This is a genomic window from Bradyrhizobium sp. CCBAU 45384 (assembly GCF_028128665.1).
Taxonomy (GTDB): domain Bacteria; phylum Pseudomonadota; class Alphaproteobacteria; order Rhizobiales; family Xanthobacteraceae; genus Bradyrhizobium; species Bradyrhizobium manausense.
Genome location: NZ_LBIZ01000117.1, coordinates 165,949 through 189,410, shown reverse-complemented (window position 1 = coordinate 189,410; position 23,462 = coordinate 165,949). Strand labels below are relative to the sequence as shown.

Annotated in this window: 26 protein-coding genes; 23 read left to right on the top strand and 3 right to left on the bottom strand. The window is 63.5% G+C overall.

Annotation, left to right across the window (positions count from 1 at the left end):
• Positions 1-241 precede the first annotated feature (241 nt).
• From XH80_RS32395 to XH80_RS32375, 5 genes are all read left to right on the top strand, one after another.
• Complete coding sequence (locus XH80_RS32395; protein ID WP_271602112.1) at positions 242-913, top strand: sensor histidine kinase; 672 nt, start codon at positions 242-244, stop codon at positions 911-913.
• 47 nt (positions 914-960) lie between these two features.
• Positions 961-1,650 carry a VOC family protein gene (locus tag XH80_RS32390; RefSeq protein WP_271602111.1) on the top strand — a complete coding sequence of 230 codons (690 nt, stop codon included), beginning with the start codon at positions 961-963 and terminating at the stop codon, positions 1,648-1,650.
• A gap of 173 nt (positions 1,651-1,823) precedes the next feature.
• A complete protein-coding gene (locus XH80_RS32385; RefSeq protein ID WP_220002788.1) occupies positions 1,824-2,246 on the top strand; it encodes an OsmC family protein in 423 nt (140 codons plus the stop codon).
• An 88-nt stretch (positions 2,247-2,334) separates the two neighbouring features.
• On the top strand, positions 2,335-2,850 hold the full coding sequence (msrA, locus tag XH80_RS32380) for a peptide-methionine (S)-S-oxide reductase MsrA (RefSeq protein ID WP_271602110.1): 516 nt from the start codon (positions 2,335-2,337) through the stop codon (positions 2,848-2,850).
• 2 nt (positions 2,851-2,852) lie between these two features.
• Positions 2,853-2,978, top strand: a complete 126-nt coding sequence (locus tag XH80_RS32375) for a hypothetical protein (protein WP_271602109.1) — start codon at positions 2,853-2,855, stop codon at positions 2,976-2,978.
• 170 nt (positions 2,979-3,148) lie between these two features.
• Here XH80_RS32375 and XH80_RS32370 read toward each other — a convergent pair whose 3' ends face one another.
• On the bottom strand, positions 3,149-3,808 hold the full coding sequence (locus tag XH80_RS32370; RefSeq protein ID WP_271602108.1) for a TetR/AcrR family transcriptional regulator: 660 nt from the start codon (positions 3,806-3,808) through the stop codon (positions 3,149-3,151).
• Between the two features lie 150 nt (positions 3,809-3,958).
• Between XH80_RS32370 and XH80_RS32365 the strand changes: the two genes are divergently transcribed.
• From XH80_RS32365 to XH80_RS32350, 4 genes are all read left to right on the top strand, one after another.
• Positions 3,959-5,095 carry an HlyD family secretion protein gene (locus XH80_RS32365; RefSeq protein WP_271602107.1) on the top strand — a complete coding sequence of 379 codons (1,137 nt, stop codon included), beginning with the start codon at positions 3,959-3,961 and terminating at the stop codon, positions 5,093-5,095.
• Positions 5,092-5,472: an MFS transporter gene (locus XH80_RS32360; RefSeq protein ID WP_271602106.1), complete on the top strand. Its 381-nt coding sequence runs from the start codon at positions 5,092-5,094 to the stop codon at positions 5,470-5,472. Before XH80_RS32365 ends, XH80_RS32360 begins: the two co-directional genes overlap by 4 nt.
• The gene (locus XH80_RS32355; protein WP_271602105.1) at positions 5,402-6,577 is read left to right on the top strand and encodes an MFS transporter; all 1,176 of its coding nucleotides are present in this window, start codon (positions 5,402-5,404) and stop codon (positions 6,575-6,577) included. The genes XH80_RS32360 and XH80_RS32355 overlap by 71 nt, the downstream gene beginning before the upstream one ends.
• 87 nt (positions 6,578-6,664) lie before the next feature.
• A complete protein-coding gene (locus tag XH80_RS32350; RefSeq protein ID WP_271602104.1) occupies positions 6,665-7,603 on the top strand; it encodes an aldo/keto reductase in 939 nt (312 codons plus the stop codon).
• A 59-nt stretch (positions 7,604-7,662) separates the two neighbouring features.
• On the opposite strand, the gene XH80_RS32345 is transcribed toward XH80_RS32350, so the two are convergent.
• A complete protein-coding gene (locus XH80_RS32345; RefSeq protein ID WP_271602103.1) occupies positions 7,663-10,500 on the bottom strand; it encodes an ATP-binding protein in 2,838 nt (945 codons plus the stop codon).
• A gap of 371 nt (positions 10,501-10,871) precedes the next feature.
• Between XH80_RS32345 and XH80_RS32340 the strand changes: the two genes are divergently transcribed.
• From XH80_RS32340 to XH80_RS32275, 14 genes are all read left to right on the top strand, one after another.
• Positions 10,872-11,861: a Bug family tripartite tricarboxylate transporter substrate binding protein gene (locus XH80_RS32340; RefSeq protein WP_271602102.1), complete on the top strand. Its 990-nt coding sequence runs from the start codon at positions 10,872-10,874 to the stop codon at positions 11,859-11,861.
• A 266-nt stretch (positions 11,862-12,127) separates the two neighbouring features.
• Positions 12,128-13,474 carry an ABC transporter substrate-binding protein gene (locus tag XH80_RS32335; RefSeq protein ID WP_057758819.1) on the top strand — a complete coding sequence of 449 codons (1,347 nt, stop codon included), beginning with the start codon at positions 12,128-12,130 and terminating at the stop codon, positions 13,472-13,474.
• Positions 13,475-13,574: 100 nt separating this feature from the next.
• Entirely contained in the window at positions 13,575-14,534 is a 960-nt protein-coding gene (locus XH80_RS32330; RefSeq protein WP_057758818.1) for a carbohydrate ABC transporter permease, read from the top strand.
• Complete coding sequence (locus tag XH80_RS32325; RefSeq protein ID WP_057758816.1) at positions 14,531-15,484, top strand: carbohydrate ABC transporter permease; 954 nt, start codon at positions 14,531-14,533, stop codon at positions 15,482-15,484. The genes XH80_RS32330 and XH80_RS32325 overlap by 4 nt, the downstream gene beginning before the upstream one ends.
• Positions 15,481-15,693, top strand: coding sequence for a hypothetical protein (locus XH80_RS32320; protein WP_271602101.1), 213 nt, complete (start codon positions 15,481-15,483; stop codon positions 15,691-15,693). The genes XH80_RS32325 and XH80_RS32320 overlap by 4 nt, the downstream gene beginning before the upstream one ends.
• Positions 15,694-15,697: 4 nt before the next feature.
• Positions 15,698-16,795, top strand: a complete 1,098-nt coding sequence (locus XH80_RS32315) for an ABC transporter ATP-binding protein (RefSeq protein WP_271602100.1) — start codon at positions 15,698-15,700, stop codon at positions 16,793-16,795.
• Positions 16,788-17,795, top strand: coding sequence for an ABC transporter ATP-binding protein (locus XH80_RS32310; RefSeq protein WP_271602099.1), 1,008 nt, complete (start codon positions 16,788-16,790; stop codon positions 17,793-17,795). Before XH80_RS32315 ends, XH80_RS32310 begins: the two co-directional genes overlap by 8 nt.
• The gene (dhaL, locus tag XH80_RS32305) at positions 17,792-18,406 is read left to right on the top strand and encodes a dihydroxyacetone kinase subunit DhaL (protein WP_271602098.1); all 615 of its coding nucleotides are present in this window, start codon (positions 17,792-17,794) and stop codon (positions 18,404-18,406) included. Before XH80_RS32310 ends, dhaL begins: the two co-directional genes overlap by 4 nt.
• A complete protein-coding gene (dhaM, locus tag XH80_RS32300) occupies positions 18,403-18,789 on the top strand; it encodes a dihydroxyacetone kinase phosphoryl donor subunit DhaM (RefSeq protein WP_271602097.1) in 387 nt (128 codons plus the stop codon). The genes dhaL and dhaM overlap by 4 nt, the downstream gene beginning before the upstream one ends.
• Positions 18,782-19,096, top strand: coding sequence for an HPr family phosphocarrier protein (locus XH80_RS32295; protein ID WP_057758806.1), 315 nt, complete (start codon positions 18,782-18,784; stop codon positions 19,094-19,096). The genes dhaM and XH80_RS32295 overlap by 8 nt, the downstream gene beginning before the upstream one ends.
• A 3-nt stretch (positions 19,097-19,099) precedes the next feature.
• Positions 19,100-20,698, top strand: a complete 1,599-nt coding sequence (ptsP, locus tag XH80_RS32290; protein WP_271602096.1) for a phosphoenolpyruvate--protein phosphotransferase — start codon at positions 19,100-19,102, stop codon at positions 20,696-20,698.
• Complete coding sequence (locus XH80_RS32285) at positions 20,695-21,126, top strand: hypothetical protein (protein WP_057758802.1); 432 nt, start codon at positions 20,695-20,697, stop codon at positions 21,124-21,126. The genes ptsP and XH80_RS32285 overlap by 4 nt, the downstream gene beginning before the upstream one ends.
• Before the next feature lie 36 nt (positions 21,127-21,162).
• Entirely contained in the window at positions 21,163-22,152 is a 990-nt protein-coding gene (gene dhaK / locus XH80_RS32280; protein WP_271602095.1) for a dihydroxyacetone kinase subunit DhaK, read from the top strand.
• 180 nt (positions 22,153-22,332) lie between these two features.
• Entirely contained in the window at positions 22,333-22,788 is a 456-nt protein-coding gene (locus tag XH80_RS32275) for an RbsD/FucU family protein (protein ID WP_271602094.1), read from the top strand.
• A 44-nt stretch (positions 22,789-22,832) separates the two neighbouring features.
• Here the strand turns inward: XH80_RS32275 and XH80_RS32270 are convergent, their stop codons facing one another.
• Positions 22,833-23,459: an FMN-dependent NADH-azoreductase gene (locus XH80_RS32270; protein ID WP_271602093.1), complete on the bottom strand. Its 627-nt coding sequence runs from the start codon at positions 23,457-23,459 to the stop codon at positions 22,833-22,835.
• Between the last annotated feature and the right edge of the window lie 3 nt (positions 23,460-23,462).

Below are 23,462 nucleotides of genomic sequence, written 5' to 3'. Positions count from 1 at the left end.
GGCGCAAGCAGAGCCTGCGCGCCGACCTTCCGGCCATCCCGCCGCCGGACGAGAGCAAGGCTCATCGCGCCCCGAAGCTTCCAGCCGCGCGCGCATTCAGAATGGGTGCACCGGTCGTATCACGCAAGGATCACGTGCCGTCCGATCATAACAAAATCTTGCAACGTCTAACGAGCATGAGGTGCGAGTCTGTATCAGTATAGCCTGCGATCAGGCCTGTTCCCAACGGGGGAAGACTATGATGCCCGATATCAACTCTCGGCCGAATGACGGCGGCGTTCGAACACATTTCGCCGGCAATCTGGACGACGTCTCGCGCGACTGGGAACTCGTGCTGCGTGAATCACACCACCGCATGAAGAACACGCTGACGCTGCTGGGTGCGTCAGTCCGTCGCGATTTCACGCGGGCCGGAGGGCGAGACATCTCGGTCGCGGTGGACCGGCTGGAGCGGCGGATCGTCGCCTTCGGCAGGCTCTATCAGCTTCTGTCCGACAATGACGATCTCACGCAGATCTCCGTTGAGGCCTTCTTCGAAAACCTGTGCGGTGCGCTTTCTCAGGCGGTGCTGGAACCGGCGGCCGTCCGCTGCGAGGCAGCGATCGAGAGCGGCGCGCTGCCGGCATGGCAGTGCCATCGGCTCGCTCTGATGCTGACGGAGCTGGTCACGAATGCCGCGAAGCATGCCTTTTCGAACAAGAACGGAGCCCTTATCCGCATCGAGGTGGCAAATCGTGAGGGCTGCTGGTTCTGCACGGTGACCGACAATGGCGTCGGCGCGACCGGACCGCTTCAGGGCGCCGGCAGCCGGATCCTGGAAGGTCTGGCACGCAGCATTGGTGCCCGGATGCACGGCGAAGCCGCCCATGCCGGTACACGCGTATCCATCGCGATGCCGCTTGGGGCGGCCTGAACGGCGGCTTCACGCTCGAACCTGCACTTCAACTCAGGGAGTTCGACATGACCATCACCGAGACGGCGCACGACGTCGAAACAAAAGCGTCGAGATCGCAGCGAGCCGATCTCAAGCTCGAAGTCATTGTCATTCCGGTATCGGATGTGGACCGCGCCAAAATATTTTATGCGAGCCTCGGCTGGAGACTGGATGCCGATTTCGCCTCTGCCGATGGCTGGCGCGTCATTCAGTTCACGCCGCCGGGCTCGGCCTGCTCGGTGATTTTCGGCAAGAACGTCACATCAGCGGTCCCTGGCTCGGCCCAAGGCCTGTATCTTGTCGTCTCCGACCTCAAGGCCGCAACTCAGGATCTGCTCGCGCGTGGCGTTGGGGTCAGTGAACCCTTCCATGGCGGCGGCGATGTTCACGCCGGGACGGACGAGCCTTATCTATTTGGCCGCATCAGGCTCAACGGCGCTGATCCGAAACGCGGCAGCTACAGCTCGTTTGCTTCATTCAGAGATCCAGACGGCAACGGCTGGCTGCTTCAGGAGGTCACGACCCGGTTGCCGGGTCGCATCGAAGCGGAGGACACCGCGTTCGCCTCGTCAAGCGAGCTTGCAGGCGCGCTGCGGCGCGCCGCCGCGGCGCATGGCGAGCACGAGAAGCGAACCGGCGGACACGACGAGAACTGGCCGGACTGGTACGCCGATTACATCGTACGCGAGCAGGCCGGCCAGCCGCTGCCGACCTGATGCGCGGCCCACGCCAGAACCCGGTGGGCTTCCACGTGCGACAGGTTGGCAGTTGATGGAACCGCTGCGGCGCTCGACCGGTTGTAGGCGACACGGGGGCGGCGCGCCAATGGCTCTTTCATCGGTGGGGAGCGCCGCTGGACGACCCCAAATCAAGCAAGGAGAAACGAGAGATGATCCGCAAGGCAAAAGCTGTATGGCAGGGCACTGGTCGCGACGGCACCGGCCATCTCTCCAGCGAATCCGGCGTGCTCGCCGAGACGCCCTATTCGTTCAAGACTCGCTTCGAGAACGAGAAGGGCACCAATCCCGAGGAATTGATCGCGGCCGCTCATGCCGGCTGCTTCACGATGGCGCTGGCGTTCGGTCTTCAACTCGCGGGCTTTACCCCGACCGAGCTCTCCACTGAGGCCGCCGTCACCCTCGAGCCCGAAGGGAAGGGATTCAAGATCAGTAGGTCGGCGCTGACGTTGCGCGCTAAGGTCCCTAATCTCGACGATGCCGGCTTTGCCCGCATTGCCGGCGAGGCCGAGAAGAACTGCCCGGTATCCAAGGTCCTCAACGCCGACATCAGCCTCGACGCCAAGCTGGTCTAGTCGGCCCGCTTCGAATAGATTGGCCATCCGGTTCCTCGCTGAAGGGCTGGAACCGGATGGACATCCCTGGCACGACGGGAGCTGACACATGACGACAGAGCGCGCGGTTTTGGCTGGAGGCTGCTTCTGGGGCATGCAGGATCTCATCCGCAAGCAGCCAGGTGTGATCGCAACGCGCGTCGGCTACACCGGCGGACGGGTGAAGAACGCCACCTATCGCAATCACGACGGTCACGCCGAAGCGATCGAGATCATCTTCGACCCCGCGAAGACCAGCTTCCGGACCATGCTGGAGTTCTTCTTCCAGATTCACGATCCGACAACGCTCAATCGCCAGGGCAATGATCTGGGGACGAGCTACCGCTCTGCGATCTTCTACACGTCGGATGAGCAGAAGCGCGTTGCCGAAGACACCATTGCCGATGTCGAAGCATCGGGCTTGTGGCCCGGCAAGGTCGTGACGGAAGTCGCTCCCGTTGGTGAATTCTGGGAGGCCGAGCCCGAGCATCAGGACTATCTCGAACGCTACCCTGACGGCTACACCTGTCACTTCATCCGGCCCGACTGGAAGCTGCCCCGACGCGCCGCCGTTGCCGGAGGCTAGCAATGGCGAAGGGCTACAGTGTCGAGCTCGCCATCGCGGCTCACGAGAGCTGCGCCTATCGCGAAGCACTTCAGGCGGTCGGCGATGCCTGCGCGCGGGATATCCGCATCGTCGACGGGTTGGGGTGAGCCCCGCCGGTCACACGCAAGAAAGCGAGTCGTGACCGGACGCTTAGCGTAAAGACCACACATTGGATCGGTGAGCCGGATGACACGATTCCGACTGATGCACCCGTGCGTCGGTGCGCTGATGGCGCTTGGCTCGCTGCGGCCTCGCTCGGCCCGTCGAACCTGCGACCTCAGGCGCTTGCCGTGCACTGCTCCCCTTTCGGTCGGCGCCCGCAGATCACGTTCACGGCCTTCCGGGCAAGCTCGCGCAACTCGGCCCGGCGGGCACCGGCGCGTGCGCGAATGGCGATGGTCTGCATCGTCGCGGCGGCAAGGATCGCAAGTGCGGCAGGATCGGCGTCCGGGGGCAGTTCGCCGTTCCCCTGCGCGCGGCGGAAGCGGGCTTCGAAATCAGCATCGATCGCGCGCAGTCCCGCCGCAACGCTGTTGCGAATGGCCGCATCTTCCGCGACTTCGGTCACCGCGGTTCCGACCACGAAGCAGCCGCGCGCGGTGCCCCTGCCGGAAAAATAAATCGATAGCGCCGCGTCGTAGGCCAGCATCAGGGCTTCGTCCAAGGGATGGTCCCCCGCAAGGGCCTCACGCGTCGCCGAAAGGCTCATCTCCCAATAGCGTGCCAGCGCTTCGAGATAGATCGCGTGCTTGTTGCCGAACACCGCATAGAGGCTCGGCGGACTCATGCCGGTCGCGGCGGCAACCTGGTCAAGCGACGTGCCGGAATAGCCGGTCCGCCAGAACGTTTCCGTGGCCCGCTTCAGGGCCGTCTTCGCATCATAGGCGGGTGGTCGTCCGCGGCGCACCGGGCCAGTGCCGCTCTTCTTCCGTGCCATATCAGCATGATCCTGGTTGCGACGGTCTACACGTATATTTGTATGCATCGTTATAAAAATCAATGGCCGGCCGTCTTGATTGCGACATTTGAGTACAGATATTTGTAACGATCGTTAGCTAAATAAGGCAAGGTAAGGACGATGGGTTCGATGTTTGCGCCAATCGCCGGCTGGCTGGGCGATCGCAAGAGCCTTCGCAGCGGTGCGGCCGGTGCGCCGTTGTTCGAGGCGGATATTGCCAGGCGGTTGCGCCGGCCCCTGATGCTCGGGGCGCCGCTAGCGGCCGCCCTGATCGGCGCCTACATGTATGTCGCGCAACAACAATACGTCTCGACCGACGACGCGTTCGTGCGCGCCGCGAAAGTGACGATCAATGCGCGGGTTTCCGGCCAGGCGGTCGAGATCGCGGTGCGCGACAATGAGCGTGTTCGGCGGGGCCAGGTCCTGTTTCGCATCGATCCCGAGCCCTATCAGATTGCCGTCGATCAGGCGGAGGCCCGGCTCGGGAGTGCGCGTCTCCAGATTGATGCCCTTAAGGCAACCTACCGTCAGCAGCAGGCTGAACTGCAATCGGCGAAGGATTCCGCCGATTTTAGCGAGCGCGAGTTTGACCGCAAGAAGATGCTGGTCGTTTCCGACTTCACGCCGCGCGCGGTCTATGAGCGGGCTGAGACCGACTTGAAGGTTGCGCGCAATCGGACGGCATCGATCGATCAGCAAATCGCCAACACAGTTGTCGCGCTTAGCGGCGACCCCGACATCGATGTCGACCGTCATCCGACGGTTCGCGCGGCCAGGGCGCAGCTAGACCGGGCTCGCCTCGATCTTTCCTATGCCACGGTGAGGGCACCCGACGATGGTATCGTGACAAAGGTCGATGACCTGCAGGTCGGAGGCTTCGTCAGTGCAGGTGCGCCCACGTTCTCTCTGATGTCGAGTCGGGACGTCTGGATCGAGGCGAATTTTCGCGAGACCGGCCTGACTCACATGCGTCCCGGCCAGCAGGCGACGATCGACGTCGATGCCTATCCTGACCACAAATTCAAAGGGCATATCGTCAGCATGAGCCCCGGCACCGGATCGGAGTTTTCGGTCCTGCCGGCCGAGAATGCGACCGGAAACTGGGTGAAGGTCGTGCAGCGGCTGCCGGTGCGCCTCGAACTCGACGATTCTGATCCGAGCCGGCCGCTGTTCTCCGGCATCAGCGTGACGGCGCGGGTCGATACGGGCCATCGCCGCAACTGGCTGCATCTGCTCCAACTCGCGACTGCGACCGAGGTCAAATGAGTACGCCCCAACGATCCACCGCGGCGGCAGACGGTCGTCATGTGATGTTTGCCGGGGCGCTCCTTGCGACCTACATGCAAGCGGTCAACATTTCCGTGCCAAACGCCGCGCTGCCGCACATCCAGGCAACGCTGTCGATGGCGAATGACGAGGTCGGCTGGGTATTCTCGTCCTACATCGCGGCTAGCGCCGTCACAATGTCCGTCACGCAATGGCTGGCGACGCGTTATGGTCGCAAGGCGGTCTATCAGACGGCCCTCGCTATATTCGCGCTTGGTCTCACTGGCAACGACGTCCAATCAGTTTGTGCTGGCCAGGATTGTCCAGGGCGCGGCGAGTGGGCCGCTCGCGCCGTTGTCGCTCACGATCCTGCTTGAGGTGACACCGACGGCCCGGCATGCGCGCGTGAGCCTGGCGTGGACCGTCTGCTCGCTGCTCGGCATCAGCACCGGCCCGGCCATTGGCGGCTGGCTCAGTGAATATTACGGCTGGCCGTCGATCTTCCATGTCAGCCTGCCGATGACGGCCTTCGTCTTCCTGACGATGGCTACGCTCTTGACCGAGAAGCGGGCTGAACGAAGCAAGACCTTTGACTTCTTCGGCCTGATCACCTTCTCGCTCGGCATGATCGGGCTCCAGATGCTGCTGGATCGTGGCGAGCGCCTCGAATGGTTCGCCTCGATAGAGATCCGGGTCGAAGCGGGCGTTTCGCTCCTCGGCTTTTATCTCTTCATCGTCCACGTCATGACGACCAGGGAGCACTTCCTCCGTACGGCGCTATTCACGGACCGCAATCTCGTACTCTCGACGGTGATTTCCTTCGCCCTCGGTTTCGTGCTGCTGCCGACACTGGCCTTGACGTCTCCGATGCTGGAAGAGTTGCTCAACTACCCCGTCGACACCACCGGTTACATGAGCATTCCGCGCGGCGTGGCCCTGGTGGGGGCCCTGGTGCTGACGAGCCTTGCTCCGATCCAGTTAGACTACCGGCCGTTCCTCATGGGTGGAATGGCGCTGGTGGTGTATGCCAATTGGTTGATGCTCGGCTATTCGCCCGAGATGGATTGGCGACCTGTCGTCGAGGCCGGTTTCCTCCAGGGCGCGGGTCTCGGCATGCTGCTGCCGGCGCTCGCCAGGGCCGCATTCGGCACACTTGATCCGAGGCTGCGTTCGGAAGGCAGCGCGCTGATCAATCTGTCGCGCCTCTATGGCAGCACGATCGGCATCGCGGTGGTTCAGCTGTTCTTCTATGCCAACACCCAGGCCGTGCACGTCGCGCTTGCCAAGCATCTCACGCCCTTCCGTATCGCTGCGAACACGGTGGGCCCGATCGGCAAGCCGGGTCTTGCGGCGCTGAACGGCATGGTCACGCATCAGGCGGCTACGGTGGCCGTGATCGATCAGTTCGAGATCCTGATGTTCGCCATGCTGGTCGTGATCCCGCTCGTGTTCTTTCTCCGTAAGCCGCGGCCTGCCGGCTGATGCCGGCGAGCCGCGACATGACATTGGCCCGCAACCTCGATCATCTCGTCCGCAGCGTCGGCGAGCGATCGTCAAAGGAGCATCAATATGACCACCTCCGATTCGCTTCGCTACACGAGGATTCCCACTCATGAGTCCGGAACGATTCCCGCAATGGGATTTGGCACGCTCATTCCCGATCCAGTCGTGACCAGACGGGCCACCAATGACGCGCTGGAAGCCGGTTTCCGGCACCTCGATTGCGCCGAGCGCTATCGCAATGAAGCGGCCGTCGGCGATGCGATGCAGGGCGCGTTCACGGCGGGTAAGCTTCGACGCCAGGACCTGTTCGTGACGACGAAGCTGTGGAATACCAATCATCGGCCGGAGCGGGTCAAGCCCGCCCTCGACGCGAGCCGCAAGCGCCTGCAACTCGACGATATCGACTGCTACATCATCCATACGCCCTTTGCCTTCCAGCCCGGCGACGATCAGGATCCGCGGGACGCGGGCGGCCACGTCATCTATGATAAAGGCGTGACGCTGGCTGAGACCTGGCACGCGATGGAGCGCCTCGTCGATCAAGGACACTGCAAGTCGATCGGCCTTTCGGACATTACCCTGGAAAAACTGCGCGAGATCGTGGCCGTCGCGCGGATCAGGCCTGCCATGGTGCAGGTCGAGGCGCATCCGTATCTTCCCGAATGGGAGCTGCTCGACTTCTGCCGCGAGCACGGCATTGTGTTGCAAGCGTTTGCGGCGCTTGGACACGCCATGAAGCCGAACGTCTTGGCCGACCCGGTGATCACCGCCGTCGCGGAGCGCCTGCATAAGACGCCGGCTCAGATCGCACTGGCATGGGCCGTACAACGCGGCTCCGCTTTTCTGACCACCTCGACAAACCCTCGGCGCATTCGGGAAAATATCGATATCTCCGCTTTGCCTGATGAGGCCATGCGGGAAATACGGGAACAGATCAAGACGAACGTCAGATTCAACTCGGTGATTGAGACCGGTGTCCCTGGCTTTATTCCGAGAGCTGGATGAATCGAACGACGGGAACCGCGCGCCACGACCATGATGCGGCGTCGCGAGACACGTTGGATTCAGACCCGCAAATGCGCGATCAGGTCGCGCGCCATCAGCATGTCGGCGATCGCTGATCCTTCGGCCATGGCGTTGCATGCCTTCTCGAGCACCGCGCGCGCCTCGGCGCGCTGGTCTCGTCCGATCCTGAGTTGCGCAATGCTGATCGCGCAACGCAGCTGCCAGAAGTGCGCGCCTTGCTGTGCTGTCAGCTCCATGGCTTCGTGAAAGCAGGCATCTGCGGCATCCGATTGCGGTGACTCCTTCCGCATCAGCTCACCCTTGATGCGGAGCAGCTCCGGCAGATACCAGCGCTCCTGCCTGTCGTTGCAGCGCGCCAGCGCGCTCTCGATCGTGTCGAAGCCATGGTGAACCTGATTGGCTTGTCCGAAGCACGCGGCGAGCTCGCCAAGCAGGGGAAGGAAGCGCGGCAGGAAGCGCGCATCGCCGGCGCGATTGAGCTCGTCTCGCAACAGCGGCAAGCCTGCGTCGACGTCTGTGCGCTTTGCAGCGACCAGCGCGTTGAACGCACGGGCCCACAGCCCCCAGAGCCGGATGGCGTGGCGATCGGCGTGCTCGAGCAGCTCGGTGCCGTAGCGCTCGGCGGCCTCGTAGTCGCCGGCGAGGAAGGCAATCGGGCAGGCGGCTTGTCCGAGCACGCTACAGAATGTCAGGGCGTGGCCGTTGGCCCGCCCTTCGTGGATATTCTGTTCGGCCAACGCCAGAGCCTGATCGGCATGACCCTGGAGCCACAGGATGCGGGCGCGGAAGTATTGCGTCGAAATCCGCAGATCGAGCGGGAAGATCTTCGGCTTCTCGGCCAGCACATGCAGGGACGAATTCACCCGGTCGATACGAAGGCGGGCCTCGCGTTGGTCTCCGAGATAATGCAGCACGACGGCCGTCAACCGGTCCGCCAGCATGAGATCCGTGTTGTCGGGTGAATGCGCCGCGGCTTCGGCGAAACGGTCGGCAAGCGCGCGTGCCCTGCCGAACGCTCCATTGTTGAACTGGTCGATTGAGAGGCCCCAGAGGGCCCGCAACCGGAAATCCTTGTCGTCGAGCTTCTCGGCAAGTTCAAGCGTGGCCTCGAGGATCGGGCGGGCCTCGCGCGCCCGTCCTTCGCCGTACATCAACGACCAGCCGAGCGCTGCCAGCAGCTGCATGCGTACGCGCTCGTCGTCATGGTCTCCCAGCGCGGCAAGCGCCGTCTGGGCGCGCTCGCGACACTCGGCGAACAGCGAAAGCCTGATCCAGAGCGTGACCGCCACCGCCGTCAGCGCGATGCCGAGCCGGGCATCGCCTTCAGGCGAAAAAGCCCAATCCAGCGCAGCGCGCAGATTGTCCAACTCGGCGCCGTAGGTGCCGAGCCAGTCCGCCAGTGGAGCGGACGTTTCGACCTCGGCGCGCTCGAAAAGGTCGCGAAAATATTTGGCGTGCCGCTGTGCAATCCGCTGCGCTTCACCGGCCTCGTTCAGCTTGCCAAGCGCGTAGGAGCGGGTGGTATCCAGCAGGCGATAGCGCAGTGTTCGCCCAGCTGACGGTGCGATCAGCGATTTCGTGACGAGATTGTCGATCGCCTCCATGGTCGCGGCCGCACTGAGCCCGTCGCCCGAGGCGACGGCGGCAGCCGCCTCCGGCGTGAACGGCCCGGCGAACACGGACAATCTCCGCAAGATCGCGCTCTCGGATGCGGGAAGCAGGTCGTAGCTCCAGTCGAGCGCGGCGCCGAGCGTCTGATGTCGCGGGATGGCCGTGCGCCGTCCGCGCCATTGCAGCGAAAAGCGGCTGTCGAGCAGGGATGCCGTGCCGGCGATGCCATAGGCGTTGACGCGCCCCGCAGCGAGCTCGATCGCGAGCGCGATGCCGTCGAGGCGGCGGCAGATGTCGGCCACCAGCGGCGCGTCTTCTGCGCTCAGCTGAAACGGTCCGGAGCTCTGCGCGATACGTTCGACGAAGAGCTGGGCGGCCGGATAGGCAAGGACGTCGGTTACGGTGAGGTCGTCGCTCCGAGGCGGACAATCCAGTGGAAACAGCCGAAAGATCCTTTCGCCCTCGCTGCGGAAGGATTCCCTGCTGGTCGCCAACACATGCAATCGAGGCACCTCGCGAACGAGGCGCTCGACCAGCGGTGCAAGCGTCTCCAGCACGTGCTCGCAACTGTCGAAGATCAGCAGCGTCGGTTTCGTCTGCAGGTGCGTCAACAGGGCCGGGACCGGATCCTCCGCATTGACGGATAGCCCGAGCGCTGATGCGATGGTGATTGCTGCGAGTTCAGGCTTCCGCACCGGTCCGAAGTCGACGAAGAACACATGCCCGTCGAAATGGGCGAGCCGGCGATGGCCGACGGTCACGGCCACCGCGGTCTTGCCGATGCCGCCTGGGCCGACCACCGTCACGAAACGATGCATCGCGAGCCCGGCCGAAATCTTCTCGATGACCTCGTCTCGCCCGATCACCCGCGCGAGCGGAGCGGGAAGGGAGCGGGGCGGAGGGATAGCCGTCGCGGGAGCAGAAGGCGCGGGAGCAATCTGGGTGAGAGACGCGACGAAGCAATAACCGCGCCCGGGGACGTTGACGACGTAGCGGGCCGACTTGCCGGTGTCGCCGAGTGTCTTGCGCAGGGCCGCGATGTGGAAACGGAGACTGCCATCGTCGACATTCACGTCGGCCCAGACACGCTTGACGAGCTCCCGCTTGTCGACCACTTCGCCGGGCCGCTCGGCCAGGAAGATCAGGATGTCGAGCGCGCGGCCGCCGACATGAAGATGCGCGCCGTCCTTCTCCAGGAGACGGGACTTCGGAAACAGTCGAAATGGCCCAAAAGAAATGGCCGAGTCTTGGTTGTTGTCTGACACGCGCCATCGTCCCCGCAGCGGGGAGTCAAAGTTGTCTGTCCTTGTCCTATCAGAACGAAGCGTACAGTAAACCCGACGAAAGCAGCGGGAGCGCTTCAGGTCTACGCGCCGTAGCTTCAGTCAGCCCAGCGCATTTGAAAATATTGTAGTTAGATGAAGGCTTTAGACTGGTGGATGAGGCTTGCTCTTCCACCGAGCTGTCTGGCTTGCGCAGGGACCTTAGTCGAAAACGGATGGACACTCTCGTTCTGCGCGCATTCCGTGATGGCACGCTGATCGCATGTGCCATTGACGATGGCTGTCTCCTGCGTTTGGAGCTTTGGGAGCCGGTCCCGCCGCTGATCAAAGCTTACGACGTTCGGAAATAGGACATGCCTTCCCTTTCGCGACGAGATTTCGTCAACGCGGCCACGTTTGCCGTTGCGCTCCCCGGACTCTCGCGCAGCGGGAAAGCCGCTGACTATCCATCGCGGCCCATCCGCCTTGTGATTCCCTATGCGGCCGGCGGCTCGGGTGATCAGATCGGGCGCCCGTGGGTTGAGAAGATGTCGTCTCAACTCGGCCCGACATTTGTGGACAATGTTGGCGGTGCAGGCGGCGCGATCGGGACCACCGCGGTGGCGCGCGAGAAGCCCGATGGCTATTCGCTGCTTCTGGGAAACGGCAGCACGCAGGTCATCATTCCGCTGACGACGCCAAATCCTTCCTATTCGGTCGCGGATTTCCGGGCGATCTATCGCCTGATCAGCAGCGCACTGGTTTTCGCCGTCCATCCGTCGCTGCCTGCTACGGATCTGCAAGGCCTGATCGCCTATGCCAGGAGCAAACCGGGCACGCTGTCCTACGGGACCCCGGGTATCGGCACCGGCAATCACCTCGTGGGGGAGCTGTTCAAGCAGCAGGCAGGCAGCCTGGATATCGTCCACGTGCCCTATCGGGGAATCTCGCAGGCTACCAACGATCTCGTCAGCGGCCAGATATCGCTCGTCATTGCCGTGATGTCGGACCAATTGCAGCAACTGAGACGGACCGGCAAAATAAGGCTGCTTGCGGTCACCACCGACAGGCGCTTGAGCGGCGCGCCCGACATCCCGACCGCCATTGAATCCGGCATGCCTGATCTCAGCTACGAGGGATGGTTCGGGCTTTTCGCTCCGACAAAAACCGACGATGCGATCATCGACCGCATCGCGCAGGCAACGCGGGCGGCGATGGCCGATCCAGCATTGCAGGCGAATTATCGCGCGCAGGGTATGGAGCCCGACAGCGATTCAAGTCCGGAGAAATTCCAGCGGGTTGTCGATGCCACCTCGGCAAGCCTTGCGCCGGTGATCAAATCAATCGGGCTACAAGTGCTGTAGGCGCGCCGAATTTTCGTGTGCTGGAGGCGGAGTGCAATCCCCGCGGGCCCGATGCCGGAAGCCTGAGAAACTGCGCTTGCAATGTTTAGTAATTGGTGGTTCACTAAACAAATCGAGCCTGCCGGGCCTACAGAATCCGGGTGGCGCGAGGAAACACCAGTTTAGTTACTCAGCTCGTCATGGACTGTGTTGCTCTGCTCGAAGCATTCGAGCGGGTAGGAAAGCCGCGCCATGTCGATGGCCGGTCCACCAGGAGGGAACGTGTAATGAAACGGACGACGAAGACGCTTGTAGTGGCATGCGGGGCAGTCGCCGCCGCATTTGGCGTCGGAGCGGGCACCACGCCCGCGCAGGCGCAAGGCAAGACCATCACGCTGTGCTGGGCCGCATGGGACCCGGCCAACGCATTGGTCGAATTGTCGAAGGACTTCACCGCCAAATCGGGTATCGGTATGAAGTTCGAATTCGTGCCGTGGACCAATTATGCCGATCGCTTCCTGAACGAACTCAATTCGCACGGCTCGCTGTGCGACCTCATCATCGGCGATTCCCAATGGATCGGGGGTGCCGCGGAGAACGGCCAGTACGTCAAGCTCAACGATTTCTTCAAGAAGGAAGGAATCAGCATGGACGACTACATGCCGGCGACGGTGGTCGGCTATTCCGAATGGCCGAAGAACACGCCGAACTATTGGGCGCTGCCGGCGATGGGCGATGCGGTGGGCTGGACCTATCGCAAGGACTGGTTCGCACGGCCCGACGTGCAGAAGGACTTCAAGGCCAAGTACGGCCGCGAAATCGGTGTGCCGAAGACGCTCGATGAGCTCAAGGACATTGCGCAATTCTTCCAGGGCCGCGAGATCGACGGCAAGAAGGTCTATGGCGCCTCGATCTATACCGAGCGTGGCTCGGAAGGAATCACCATGGGCGTCTCGAACTACCTCTACGATTACGGCTTCAAATACGACGATCCGAAGAAGCCCTATGCGATGGACGGGTTCGTGAACTCGGCCAACGCGGTGAAGGGACTCGAAGCCTACAAGGAGCTCTACAAGTGCTGCACGCCGCCCGGCGCCTCCAACTCCTACATGTCGGAAGGGCTTGATGCCTTCAAGTCCGGCCAGGTCGCACTGCAGATGAACTTCTTCGCGTTCTTCCCGGGCCTCTACAAGGACCCGAATGTCGGCGGCGACAAGATCGGCTTCTTCGTCAATCCGGCAGGTCCTGCCGCGCAGGCGACGCAGCTCGGCGGACAGGGCATCTCGGTGGTCTCCTACTCGAAGAACCAGCCCGAGGCGCTGCAATACATCAAGTGGTTCTCCGGCGGCGACGTCCAGAAGAAGTGGTGGGCGCTCGGCGGCTATTCCTGCGCCAAGTCGGTGCTGAACGATCCGAGCTTCCCGAGCAGTGCGCCGTTCGCCAAGGAGTTCCTGCAATCGATGGGCATGGTGGTCGACTTCTGGGCCGAGCCGTCCTACGCCCAGCTGCTGCAAGCCGAGCAGAAGCGCGTGCATGATTACGTGGTGGCCGACAAGGGCACCGCACAGGAAGCGCTCGACGGTCTGGTCAAGGACTGGAAGGCGATCTTCAAGGAAGAAGGCAAGAAGTTCTGAGGTTGATTCCCGGAGCGCGTGCGCTCGCGCTCCGGGCTTTCCTTCGATGACCGGAACTGTCGCATCGTCGACATCCCGGGTGCCAGGATCGGTCGCTGCAATGAATGAATTGAGTGCCTCTTCGCGGATCACCTATCGGGCCGTCATGGTCCGGCCCAGTGTGGCGCATCGTATCCGCGGCCTGTCGGACAGGACGCTCGCCTGGCTCTTCATCACGCCGACGATCGTGTTGCTGCTGGCGATCAACATCTTTCCGCTGCTCTGGACCATCTATCTGTCGTTCACGAACTATCGCGCCAACAGAGCCAATGTGCCGACGATCTGGCTGGGCGCCGACTGGTACCAGTCGATCCTGACCGATCCGGACATCTGGGCGGCGATGCAGGTGACGGCGCATTTCGTGATCTGGACTGTCGTGATCGAGACCGTTCTCGGATTTGGCCTGGCCTATCTCATCGACAAGAAGTTCAGGGGCCACGGGATTTGGACCACGATCATCCTGCTGCCGATGATGCTGTCGCCGGCCGTCGTCGGCAATTTCTGGACGTTCCTTTACCAGCCCCAGATCGGACTGTTCAATTACGTCGTCGCCTTCTTCACCGGACGCGCGGCCTCGTCCTTCCAGATGCTGGGCGACGTCACGCTGAGCCCCTGGGCCATCGTCATCGTCGATGCCTGGATGTGGACGCCCTATGTGATGCTGATCTGCCTCGCAGGCCTGCGTTCGATCCCCGATTACATCTACGAAGCGGCGGAGGTCGATCGCGCGTCGAAATGGCGGCAGTTCTGGTCGATCACGCTGCCGATGGCACTGCCGTTCATCATGCTGGCGGTGCTGTTTCGCGGTATCGAGAATTTCAAGATGTTCGACATGGTCAATCTGCTGACCGGCGGGGGGCCGGGATCGACCACCGAAGTTGCCTCGATCACGCTCAAGCGGGCCGCGTTCGAGAGCTGGCGCACCGGCTATTCCTCGGCCTTCGCGATCATCCTGTTCGTGACGGTCTTCGGTCTCGCCAATATCTACGTCAAGGCGCTGAACAAGGTGAAAAGCCGATGACCTCAGCCACCACAGCCCATTCGGTCGTCGAGCCCTCGGCCACGACGCGGCGCTTTGCCGGTTCGCTGGTCGTGCTCTACGCCGTCATCACCATGATCCCGCTGGTCTGGATCATGCTCACCGCGTTCAAGTCGCCTGACGATGCGATCTCCTATCCGCCCAAGGTGCTGTTCAAGCCGTCGCTCGAAGGCTTCTGCAACCTGTTCACGACGCGCTCGCGCCAGACGCCCGAGTTCATCCGTTCGCTGGGACCGCCGCAGGGGATGTGCGACGACATCGCGCGCAGCCGCAACATGGTGGTTGCCGGTCCCTCGAACTATGTGCCGCGCTTCGTCAACTCGCTGATCATCGCGTTCGGTTCGACCGTGCTCGCCGTCGCGCTCGGCACTTTGTCGGCCTACGGCTTCTCGCGCTTCCGCGTGCCGCTGAAGGATGATCTGCTGTTCTTCATCCTGTCGACCCGGATGATGCCCCCGATCGCGGTCGCGATCCCGATCTATCTGATGTACCGCACCATCGGACTGTCGGACACCAGGCTCGGGATGATCCTGCTCTACACCTCGGTCAATGTCTCGCTCGCCGTCTGGCTGCTCAAGGGCTTCATCGACGAAATCCCGCGCGAGTACGAGGAAGCGGCGATGATCGACGGCTACACCCGCTTCCAGGCCTTCGTGAAGGTGGTGCTGCCGCAGGCCACCACGGGAATCGCGGCAACCGCGATCTTCTGCCTGATCTTCGCCTGGAACGAATACGCCTTCGCCGTGCTTCTCACCTCGGGCAACGCGCAGACGGCACCGCCGTTCATTCCGATCATCATCGGCGAGGGCGGGCAGGACTGGCCCGCGGTGGCCGCCGGCACCACGCTGTTCCTGGTGCCGATCGTGGTGTTCACGGTGCTTCTGCGCAAGCATCTGCTGCGCGGCATCACCTTTGGAGCTGTCCGCAAATGAGTGTCGATGTTACCCCATCCATCACGCCTCGCGGGCTTGCAGACCGCATTCTGCGCCGCGGCCCGCTTGAAGCCGTGGCGACCGCGATCATCGCTGCCGGTGTGGTGATGCTGATGCAGCCATTCTCGCTGACCCTGTATTCCTGGTCGTTCGCAACAACCCTGTTCGGCACGGTGATGTTCACCATCGTGTCGAAGGTCCGGGAGTAGCGCGATGGCACAGATCAAGGTCGAGGCGCTCGACAAATCCTTTGGTGACTTCCATGCCGTCAAGTCCGCAAGCTTCACCGTGGAGGACGGCCAGTTCCTTTGTCTGCTCGGACCGTCCGGCTGCGGCAAGACCACAACGCTCCGCATGATCGCCGGCCTGGAGCTGCCGACGGCAGGCACGATCAGGCTCGACGGCGAGGACGTGACGATGAACCGCGCCTCGGCGCGCGACATCGCCTTCGTGTTCCAGCTGTTTGCGCTCTATCCGCACATGAATGTCCGGCGCAACATCGGCTTTCCCCTGAAATGCGAGGGCATCGGTGCGGCCGAGCGTGACCGTCGGGTCGTCGAGGCCGCGCGCATCCTGCGGATCTCCCATCTCCTCGACCGTTCCGTCTCGGGCCTTGCCGGCGGCGACCGGCAGCGCGTCGCGCTCGGGCGGGCGATCGTGCGCAAGCCAAAATGCTTCCTGATGGACGAGCCGCTCGGCGCGCTCGATACCGAGATGCGCGAGGCCATGATTCATGAGCTGCGTGCCCTGCATGACCGGCTCGGCGCGACGACCGTCTATGTCACCCATGACCAGCTCGAAGCCATGGCGATGGCCGACAGGATCGCGGTGATGAACAACGGCGTTGTCGAGCAGGTCGCAAGCCCGCGGGACATCTATGACCGGCCGGCTTCGCTGTTCGTTGCGGATTTCATCGGCTCGCCGCCGATGAACTTCCTGCCGTTCCGTGGCGGCCTGCAGACCGGCGCCGAGGCAATCCGGCTCGGCGAGCGCGATGTGGCCATTCCGGCTGCACGCGAGGCGATGGCGGAGAGCGAGCTCGTGCTTGGCGTGCGACCCGAGCACGTGCGCTTCACCGATCGCGGCATGGTGCGCGGCGAGGTCTATGGCACCGAATATCTGGGCACGACGCAGATCGTGACGGTGACGACGAGCTATGGCGCGCTCAAGGCCCGCTCGCCCAGCAGCAGATCGTTTCGGACGGGCGAGACCGTTGGGCTCGACTTCCGGCCCGACACGTTGTCGATCTTCGACAAGGTGTCGGGCCGGGCCATTCGCACTGCGCTGCATGAGGGAGTTGCGCATGGCTGAGGTCGAGATCGTCTCCGTTTCCAAGGCCTTCGGCAAGACGCAAGCCTTGGGTGATCTGTCGCTGACCGTCGGCGACGGCGAGTTCGTCGCGCTGCTCGGGCCCACCGGTGCCGGCAAGACCACGGCATTGCGATTGATCGCCGGATTGGAGCAGCCGGATAGCGGCTCGATCCGGATCGACGGGCGTGACGTCACCGGCAATGCGCCGGCGGACCGCGATGTGGCCTTCGTCTTCCAGCAATATTCGCTGTATCCGCACCTCACCGTGTTCGAGAACATGGCCTTCGCGTTGCGGGCGCCGACCCGCCGCGTGGGCGAGGCCGATATTCGCATGAAAGTGCGGGAGGTCGCGCGTCTGCTTCACATCGAGAACAAGCTGGACAACAAGGCGACGCAGCTCTCGGGCGGGCAGATGCAGCGCGTTGCGATCGGCCGGGCGCTGGTGCGTTCGCCCTCGATCTATCTGATGGACGAGCCGCTGTCCTCGCTGGATGCCAAGCTGCGCGGCGAGTTGCGTCTCGAGCTCAAGCGCATCCAGGTCGATCTCGGCGCGACGATTCTTTATGTCACCCACGACCAAACCGAAGCGATGACCATGGCCTCGCGCATCGGCGTGATCGAGGGCGGACGGCTGTTGCAGATCGGCTCGCCGCGCGAGATCTACGAGAACCCGATCAACGCGCATGTCGCAGCAAGGCTGGGCCAGCCGACGATCAATCTGCTTCCGGCAGCTCTGTTCGGCCGTGCGCCTGCCGGCGCCGCGACGGTCGGCGCGCGGACCGAGCATCTGACAATCGCCCGTGGCGGCGGCGAGGTCTCGGCAATTGTCAAGCGGGTCGAGCATCTCGGCGACCAGAGCCATCTCCATCTCGACCTCGCCGGCCGGCCAGTTGTGACCCTGGCGGATCCCGAGGCGGGCTTTGGCGCCGGAGATGTCGTGTCACTCTGTCTCAACAAACCGCTGTTTTTCGATGCGAATGGCTGGAGGGTGGCGGCATGAGCCTTGATCGGGTAGCCAGGGAAAGATTGGTGCGAGCGCTGGCGGGTTCAGTGATCGAGCACGCGGAGGAATTGACGAGCCTCGACCAGGCGATTGGCGATGGGGATCACGGGCTGAACATGAAGCGCGGTTTCGAGGCGGTGCTCGCGGCACTGCCGGGCCTTGCCGACAAGTCGCTTCCCGAAATGCTGAAGGCGATAGGAATGACGTTGGTGATGAAGGTCGGCGGCGCGTCGGGGCCGCTGGTCGGAACTTTCTTCATGGAACTGGGTAAGGCGCTTCCGGAGCAACCGAGCCGCTCTGATCTGGTCGCCGCGACGGAGAAGGCGATCGAAGCCGTCAAGGCGCGCGGCCGTTCGGAGGCGGGGCAGAAAACGCTGCTGGATGTCCTGGTGCCGGTTCACGCCGTCCTGGCGGGAGGCGGCGATGCCAAGGCGATCGCGGCTGAGGCTGCGCAGGCCGCCGATCGCACCACGCCGATGCAGGCGATTCGCGGCCGCGCATCGTTCCTTGGTGAACGTTCCATCGGTCACATGGATCCCGGCTCGCGCTCGGCGTCCCTTCTGATCGGCGCAGCCGTTGAGACACTGGAGTTCGAGGTCAATCCATGAGCAATGTCGGAATTGTCATCGTGTCGCATTCACCGAAGATCGCGGAAGGCGCGGCCGATATGGTGCGCCAGATGGTCGGTGACGCAGTGCCGCTGGCCTGGACCGGCGGCGATGTCGATGGCGGACTTGGTACGAACGTTTCCGGAATCCTCGAGGCGATCGAGTCGGCCTGGTCGCCGGCAGGCGTGGCGATCCTGGTCGACCTCGGGGGTGCCGAGACCAATTCCGAGATGGCAGTGGAGATGCTCCCCGAAGATCGTCGCGCGCGCGTTCTGGTTTGCAATGCCCCAGTGGTCGAGGGGGCGGTGATCGCCGCGACCGAATCGTCGGGCGGCTCATCGCTGGCCGCCGTCAAGCGCAGTGCGGAGGAATTCTATGCATGATGTTAACGCCAACCGGGCGGCCCAGACGTTTGCGCCGCTGACCGCCTCGGCGGTCCTCGTCAATCCGGTCGGCCTGCACGCGCGGCCATCGGTGAAGCTGACGCAACTGGCAAAGGGCTTTACCGCAAAGATCGAGATTGCGCTTGCGGCCGAGGGACCGTGGACGGACGCCAAGAGCCCGGTGAAGGTGATGCGTGTGAAAGCGCCGCAGGGCGCAACGCTGCATTTCCGCGTCAACGGTCCCGATGGCGAGGCGGCGCTCGCGGCCATGCTGGCGCTGGTGCATGATGGGTTCGGCGAGGCATAAGTCGTGGGCGAGATTCACCTGACCGGCCATCCCGCTTCGCCAGGCCTAGCCATCGGCCCGGTCGCGGTGCTGACGAGCGAAGTGGCGAGCAGGGCTGAGAAGGGCGATCCGGCACAGGAGGCCGCAGCGCTGAAGGCGGCGATCGAGGGCGCTGCAAGCGAGCTCGCCGATCTGATCGCGACGGTCCACGGCGAGGCCGCGGAGATCCTGGAGTTCCAGGTCGCGATGCTCGGCGACGATGCGCTTGCGGAGGGCGCTTACGAAGCCATTGCGGGCGGTACGGCCGCCGATGAAGCCTGGCGGGTGGCACTCGACGTCGAGATCGCCGGCTACCGCGCGGCGGATGAGGAATATTTTCGGGCGCGTGCTGCCGATCTTGTCGACATTCGCGATCGCGTCCTCGCGGGCCTGAACGGTGCAAACACGATCGCAAACATCTCCGGCGATTCGGTCGTTACGGGTGATGATATTTCGCCATCGACATTCCTCGCCGTTGACTGGACCCGCGGCGGCGCGATTGCGCTCGCCAGCGGATCGCCATCGTCGCATGTCGCGATGCTCGCGCGATCGCGTGGCGCCCCAATGGTCGTCGGGTTGGGGCCGTTGCCATGGAACGGACAGCCGCCGTCACTGGCGTTGGTCGACGGTGACGCCGGCACCGTGATCTTCAATCCTATGCCCGAAACGCGCCGCCTGTTCGAGCAACGCATGGCGGCTGCGAATGCCGCGCAGATTGCCGCCGATGCTGGTCGCCTCAAGCCCGCGGTGACAGCCGATGGGCGCCGTATCGCCGTTCTCCTCAATGTCGCTGCGCCGGAAGATCTCGCAGGCCTCGATCCCGCCATCTGCGACGGCATCGGACTCGTACGGACGGAGTTTCTGTTCGAGGGATCGAGAGGACTTCCGGGCGAGGATGCGCAATATCAGGTCTACCGCCGCATTCTCGAATGGGCCGAAGGGCGACCGGTGACGATCCGCACCCTCGATGCCGGCGGCGACAAGCCGATCCCCGGCGTGACTGTTGATGGCGAGCGCAATCCGTTCCTGGGCCTGCGCGGCATCAGGCTCTCGCTGGCGCGGCCGGAGGTGTTTCGCGTGCAGTTGCGGGCGCTGTGCCGTGCAGCCGTGCATGGGACGCTGAAGGTGATGCTGCCGATGGTGGCGATTCCCACGGAGCTCGATCGTGCGAACGCCATGCTGGACGAGGAATTCGCTGCACTGAAGGCAGCAGGCACAGACTGCGCCAAGCCGCCTCTCGGCATCATGGTCGAGGTTCCCTCGGCCGCGCTCTGCGCGGAAGATTTCGGCGCGGCGTTCTATTCCATCGGCTCAAATGACCTGACCCAATACACAATGGCCGCGGCGCGCGACATCGGCGCCGTCGCCGACCTCAACGATGCCGGCCATCCGGCGGTGCTGGCGCTGATCGCACGGACGGTCGAGGCCGGGCTCAAGCGCGGCGTCGAGGTCTCGCTCTGCGGCGATGCCGCCGCCGATACGCGCTTGACTAGGGCGTTGCTGGCGACGGGCCTGACAACCCTCTCGGTCTCTCCGATCGCCGTGGCCCGGCTCAAAGCCGCCATCGCCGGGGTGAGCGCATGAGCGAGGATGCAGGCGAGGACATAAGCCGGCCGGGCGACAGCAACGTCGCGGATTACAAGCTCATCCTGCGGCGGGCGCTCGACAACCGGCCATCCGGAACGCGGTTGAAGCTCGCGGCGGCGCTCGGCAAGAACCGCTCCTTCGTCAGCCAGATCACCAATCCGGCCTATCTGGTGCCGATTCCGGCCAAGCATGTCGCGATCATCTTCGAGGTCTGCCATCTCTCCGGTACCGAGCGCGCGGCTTTTCTGGAAGCCTATGGGCGCGCGCATCCGGGGCGGCTGCGTGGCGCTCATCGCGAGACGCGCACGCGCGATGTGACCGTGACGGTGCCGGATCTCGGCGACGACAAGAAAAATCGTGCGCTGGAGCAGCTCATCGTCGACTTTGCCGCCCAGCTCGCCCGCTATGCCGAGAGCATCGGCTGACCCATTCGAAACGCAAAAGATAACCGGGAGGACGCCATGAAAAAGTTGATCAACAGCGCCGACACGGTGCTCGAAGAGAGTCTCGATGGGCTCGCGGCTGCGCATGCCGATATCCTGCAGCTCGGTGCTGACAGGAAGTTCGTGCGCCGCCGCAATCTGAAGCCGGGCAAGGTCGCGCTGATCTCGGGCGGCGGCTCCGGCCATGAACCGCTTCATGCCGGCTTTGTCGGCCATGGCATGCTCGATGCCGCCTGTCCGGGCCAGGTCTTCACCTCGCCGACGCCGGATCAGATGATCGAGGCGGCCGAGGCCGTCGATACCGGGGCAGGCGTGCTCTTCATCGTCAAGAATTACGAAGGCGATGTGATGAATTTCACCATGGCCGCCGAGATGGCGGGCCGCGAGGTCGCGAGCGTCGTGACCAATGACGATGTCGCGGTCGAGAAATCGACCTACACGACCGGTCGTCGCGGTGTTGCAGGCACGCTGATCGTGGAAAAGATGGTCGGCGCCGCGGCCGAACAGGGCATGCCGCTCGCCGCGCTCAAGACGCTCGGCGATGATGTCAACAGGCGTACCCGCTCGATGGGCGTGGCGCTGTCGCCGTGCACCGTTCCTGCGGCGGGACGGCCGAACTTCACACTGGCTGACAACGAAATGGAGATGGGGGTCGGCATCCATGGCGAACCGGGGCGGCGCAGGGTGCCGCTGGCCTCTGCCGATGCGATTGCAGCCGACATAATTGGCGCGATCCTGGATGATCTCGCGCTGAGCAAGGGCAGCGAAGTCCTGCTTCTGGTCAACGGTTTCGGCGCAACGCCGCTGATCGAGCTCTATCTGATGGCCAACAGTGCCAAGCGCCTCCTGGATGGCGCCGGCATCACGGCGACGCGTTTCCTGACCGGCTCCTACGTGACGTCCCTCGACATGGCCGGCGCCTCGATCACGGTCTCGGTGCTCGATGGCCAGTCAAAGGAGTTGTGGGACGCGCCGGTGCATACCGCGGCACTTCGCTGGGGGATGTGACGGCCAGAAATCAGGCCCGATCACCAACGGCATGGCTCAAGTCGCTCGATTGCGGAGTGGGGCGCAGATCGATCCGCGGGACGCCTGCTTATAGCGACTGGAGAAGTCGATTGGGGGTGATATAGATGGGCAGCCGGACCTTCAGAGTCCGGGCGATTCCGAGAGAGGGAACGATACAACATGCTCAAGGGCATCAACCCGCTGCTCAATGCCGACGTGCTCTATGCCTTGCGTGCCATGGGGCACGGGGATCGTCTGGTCGTGTGCGATACCAATTTCCCGGCCGACTCGATCGCGCGCCAGACCGCATTTGGCGAGCTGCTTCGCATCGACAATGTCAGCACCGCAAAGGCGGTCGAAGCCATTCTCTCGGTGCTGCCGCTCGATACGTTCGTGGACGACGCGGCCATGCGGATGGAGATCGTCGGCCAGCCGCAGGAGGTGCCGCCGGTGCAGCGCGAAGTGCAGGCCGTGATCGACCGCGCCGAGGGACGTTCCTGGCCGCTGGTCGGGGTCGAGCGTTACGCCTTCTATGAGAAGGCCAAAACGGCCTATTGCGTCATCGCCACCGGCGAGCGGCGCTTCTACGGCTGCTTCATCTTCTCGAAGGGCGTGATCGCGCCGGACGGAGAGTGATGGCCATGAGTCATGGCACCGGTCGATGCAGCTGACAATGCGGCTCAGAACCGCTTCGCCATCTCGGCGAGGCGGCGATGCGCAGACTCGCGGGCGGCGCGGATCGGTTCAGTCGGACCTGCGGTTGGGCCGATCGGCACGAAGCGCACGTCGCTGACACCGATGAAGCGGAGCGCTTCGCGCAAATAGGGGGTCGCCATGTCGATGCGACCGCGGTTCATGCCGGTCGCGAAATCGCTGCCTGAGGCGAGGATGACAATGGTCGGCCGGTCCTTCAGCAGCGGAAAGTAACCTTGCGCGGGATCGAAGTGGAACGTCAGGCCGGGCTGGATGATGATGTCGAACCACTGCTTCAGCTTGTAGGGGATGCTGAAGTTCCACATCGGCGTCGAGATCAGCACGCGATCGGCGAGCGCGAAGCGCAGGGCCATCCGCTCGGCTTCGGCAAAGCTATTGCGCTGAGCATCGTTGAAGGCCTGCGCGTTCATGCGCGCATATTTGGCCTCGACGATGGGACCTGCAAATTCCGGCATCCGCTCGCGCCAGAGGTCGGCGACGTCGATGTCCCAATCGGGGCGGGCCTGGCGAAAGCCGTCAAGGAACACGCCTGCACCGGCACTGGACTCGGAGTCGGGGCGCGGCGAGCAGGAGAGATGCAGAAGCTTCGCCACCGC

Excerpts from the sequence above, each read along its gene's own strand:
- XH80_RS32395 (WP_271602112.1), top strand. The coding sequence starts at position 242 with ATGCCCGATATCAACTCTCGGCCGAATGACGGCGGCGTTCGAACACAT.
- XH80_RS32390 (WP_271602111.1), top strand. The coding sequence starts at position 961 with ATGACCATCACCGAGACGGCGCACGACGTCGAAACAAAAGCGTCGAGA.
- XH80_RS32385 (WP_220002788.1), top strand. The coding sequence starts at position 1,824 with ATGATCCGCAAGGCAAAAGCTGTATGGCAGGGCACTGGTCGCGACGGC.
- msrA (WP_271602110.1), top strand. The coding sequence starts at position 2,335 with ATGACGACAGAGCGCGCGGTTTTGGCTGGAGGCTGCTTCTGGGGCATG.
- XH80_RS32375 (WP_271602109.1), top strand. The coding sequence starts at position 2,853 with ATGGCGAAGGGCTACAGTGTCGAGCTCGCCATCGCGGCTCACGAGAGC.
- XH80_RS32370 (WP_271602108.1), bottom strand. The coding sequence starts at position 3,808 with ATGGCACGGAAGAAGAGCGGCACTGGCCCGGTGCGCCGCGGACGACCA.
- XH80_RS32365 (WP_271602107.1), top strand. The coding sequence starts at position 3,959 with ATGTTTGCGCCAATCGCCGGCTGGCTGGGCGATCGCAAGAGCCTTCGC.
- XH80_RS32360 (WP_271602106.1), top strand. The coding sequence starts at position 5,092 with ATGAGTACGCCCCAACGATCCACCGCGGCGGCAGACGGTCGTCATGTG.
- XH80_RS32350 (WP_271602104.1), top strand. The coding sequence starts at position 6,665 with ATGACCACCTCCGATTCGCTTCGCTACACGAGGATTCCCACTCATGAG.
- XH80_RS32340 (WP_271602102.1), top strand. The coding sequence starts at position 10,872 with ATGCCTTCCCTTTCGCGACGAGATTTCGTCAACGCGGCCACGTTTGCC.
- XH80_RS32335 (WP_057758819.1), top strand. The coding sequence starts at position 12,128 with ATGAAACGGACGACGAAGACGCTTGTAGTGGCATGCGGGGCAGTCGCC.
- XH80_RS32330 (WP_057758818.1), top strand. The coding sequence starts at position 13,575 with ATGAATGAATTGAGTGCCTCTTCGCGGATCACCTATCGGGCCGTCATG.
- XH80_RS32325 (WP_057758816.1), top strand. The coding sequence starts at position 14,531 with ATGACCTCAGCCACCACAGCCCATTCGGTCGTCGAGCCCTCGGCCACG.
- XH80_RS32320 (WP_271602101.1), top strand. The coding sequence starts at position 15,481 with ATGAGTGTCGATGTTACCCCATCCATCACGCCTCGCGGGCTTGCAGAC.
- XH80_RS32315 (WP_271602100.1), top strand. The coding sequence starts at position 15,698 with ATGGCACAGATCAAGGTCGAGGCGCTCGACAAATCCTTTGGTGACTTC.
- XH80_RS32310 (WP_271602099.1), top strand. The coding sequence starts at position 16,788 with ATGGCTGAGGTCGAGATCGTCTCCGTTTCCAAGGCCTTCGGCAAGACG.
- dhaL (WP_271602098.1), top strand. The coding sequence starts at position 17,792 with ATGAGCCTTGATCGGGTAGCCAGGGAAAGATTGGTGCGAGCGCTGGCG.
- dhaM (WP_271602097.1), top strand. The coding sequence starts at position 18,403 with ATGAGCAATGTCGGAATTGTCATCGTGTCGCATTCACCGAAGATCGCG.
- XH80_RS32295 (WP_057758806.1), top strand. The coding sequence starts at position 18,782 with ATGCATGATGTTAACGCCAACCGGGCGGCCCAGACGTTTGCGCCGCTG.
- XH80_RS32285 (WP_057758802.1), top strand. The coding sequence starts at position 20,695 with ATGAGCGAGGATGCAGGCGAGGACATAAGCCGGCCGGGCGACAGCAAC.
- dhaK (WP_271602095.1), top strand. The coding sequence starts at position 21,163 with ATGAAAAAGTTGATCAACAGCGCCGACACGGTGCTCGAAGAGAGTCTC.
- XH80_RS32275 (WP_271602094.1), top strand. The coding sequence starts at position 22,333 with ATGCTCAAGGGCATCAACCCGCTGCTCAATGCCGACGTGCTCTATGCC.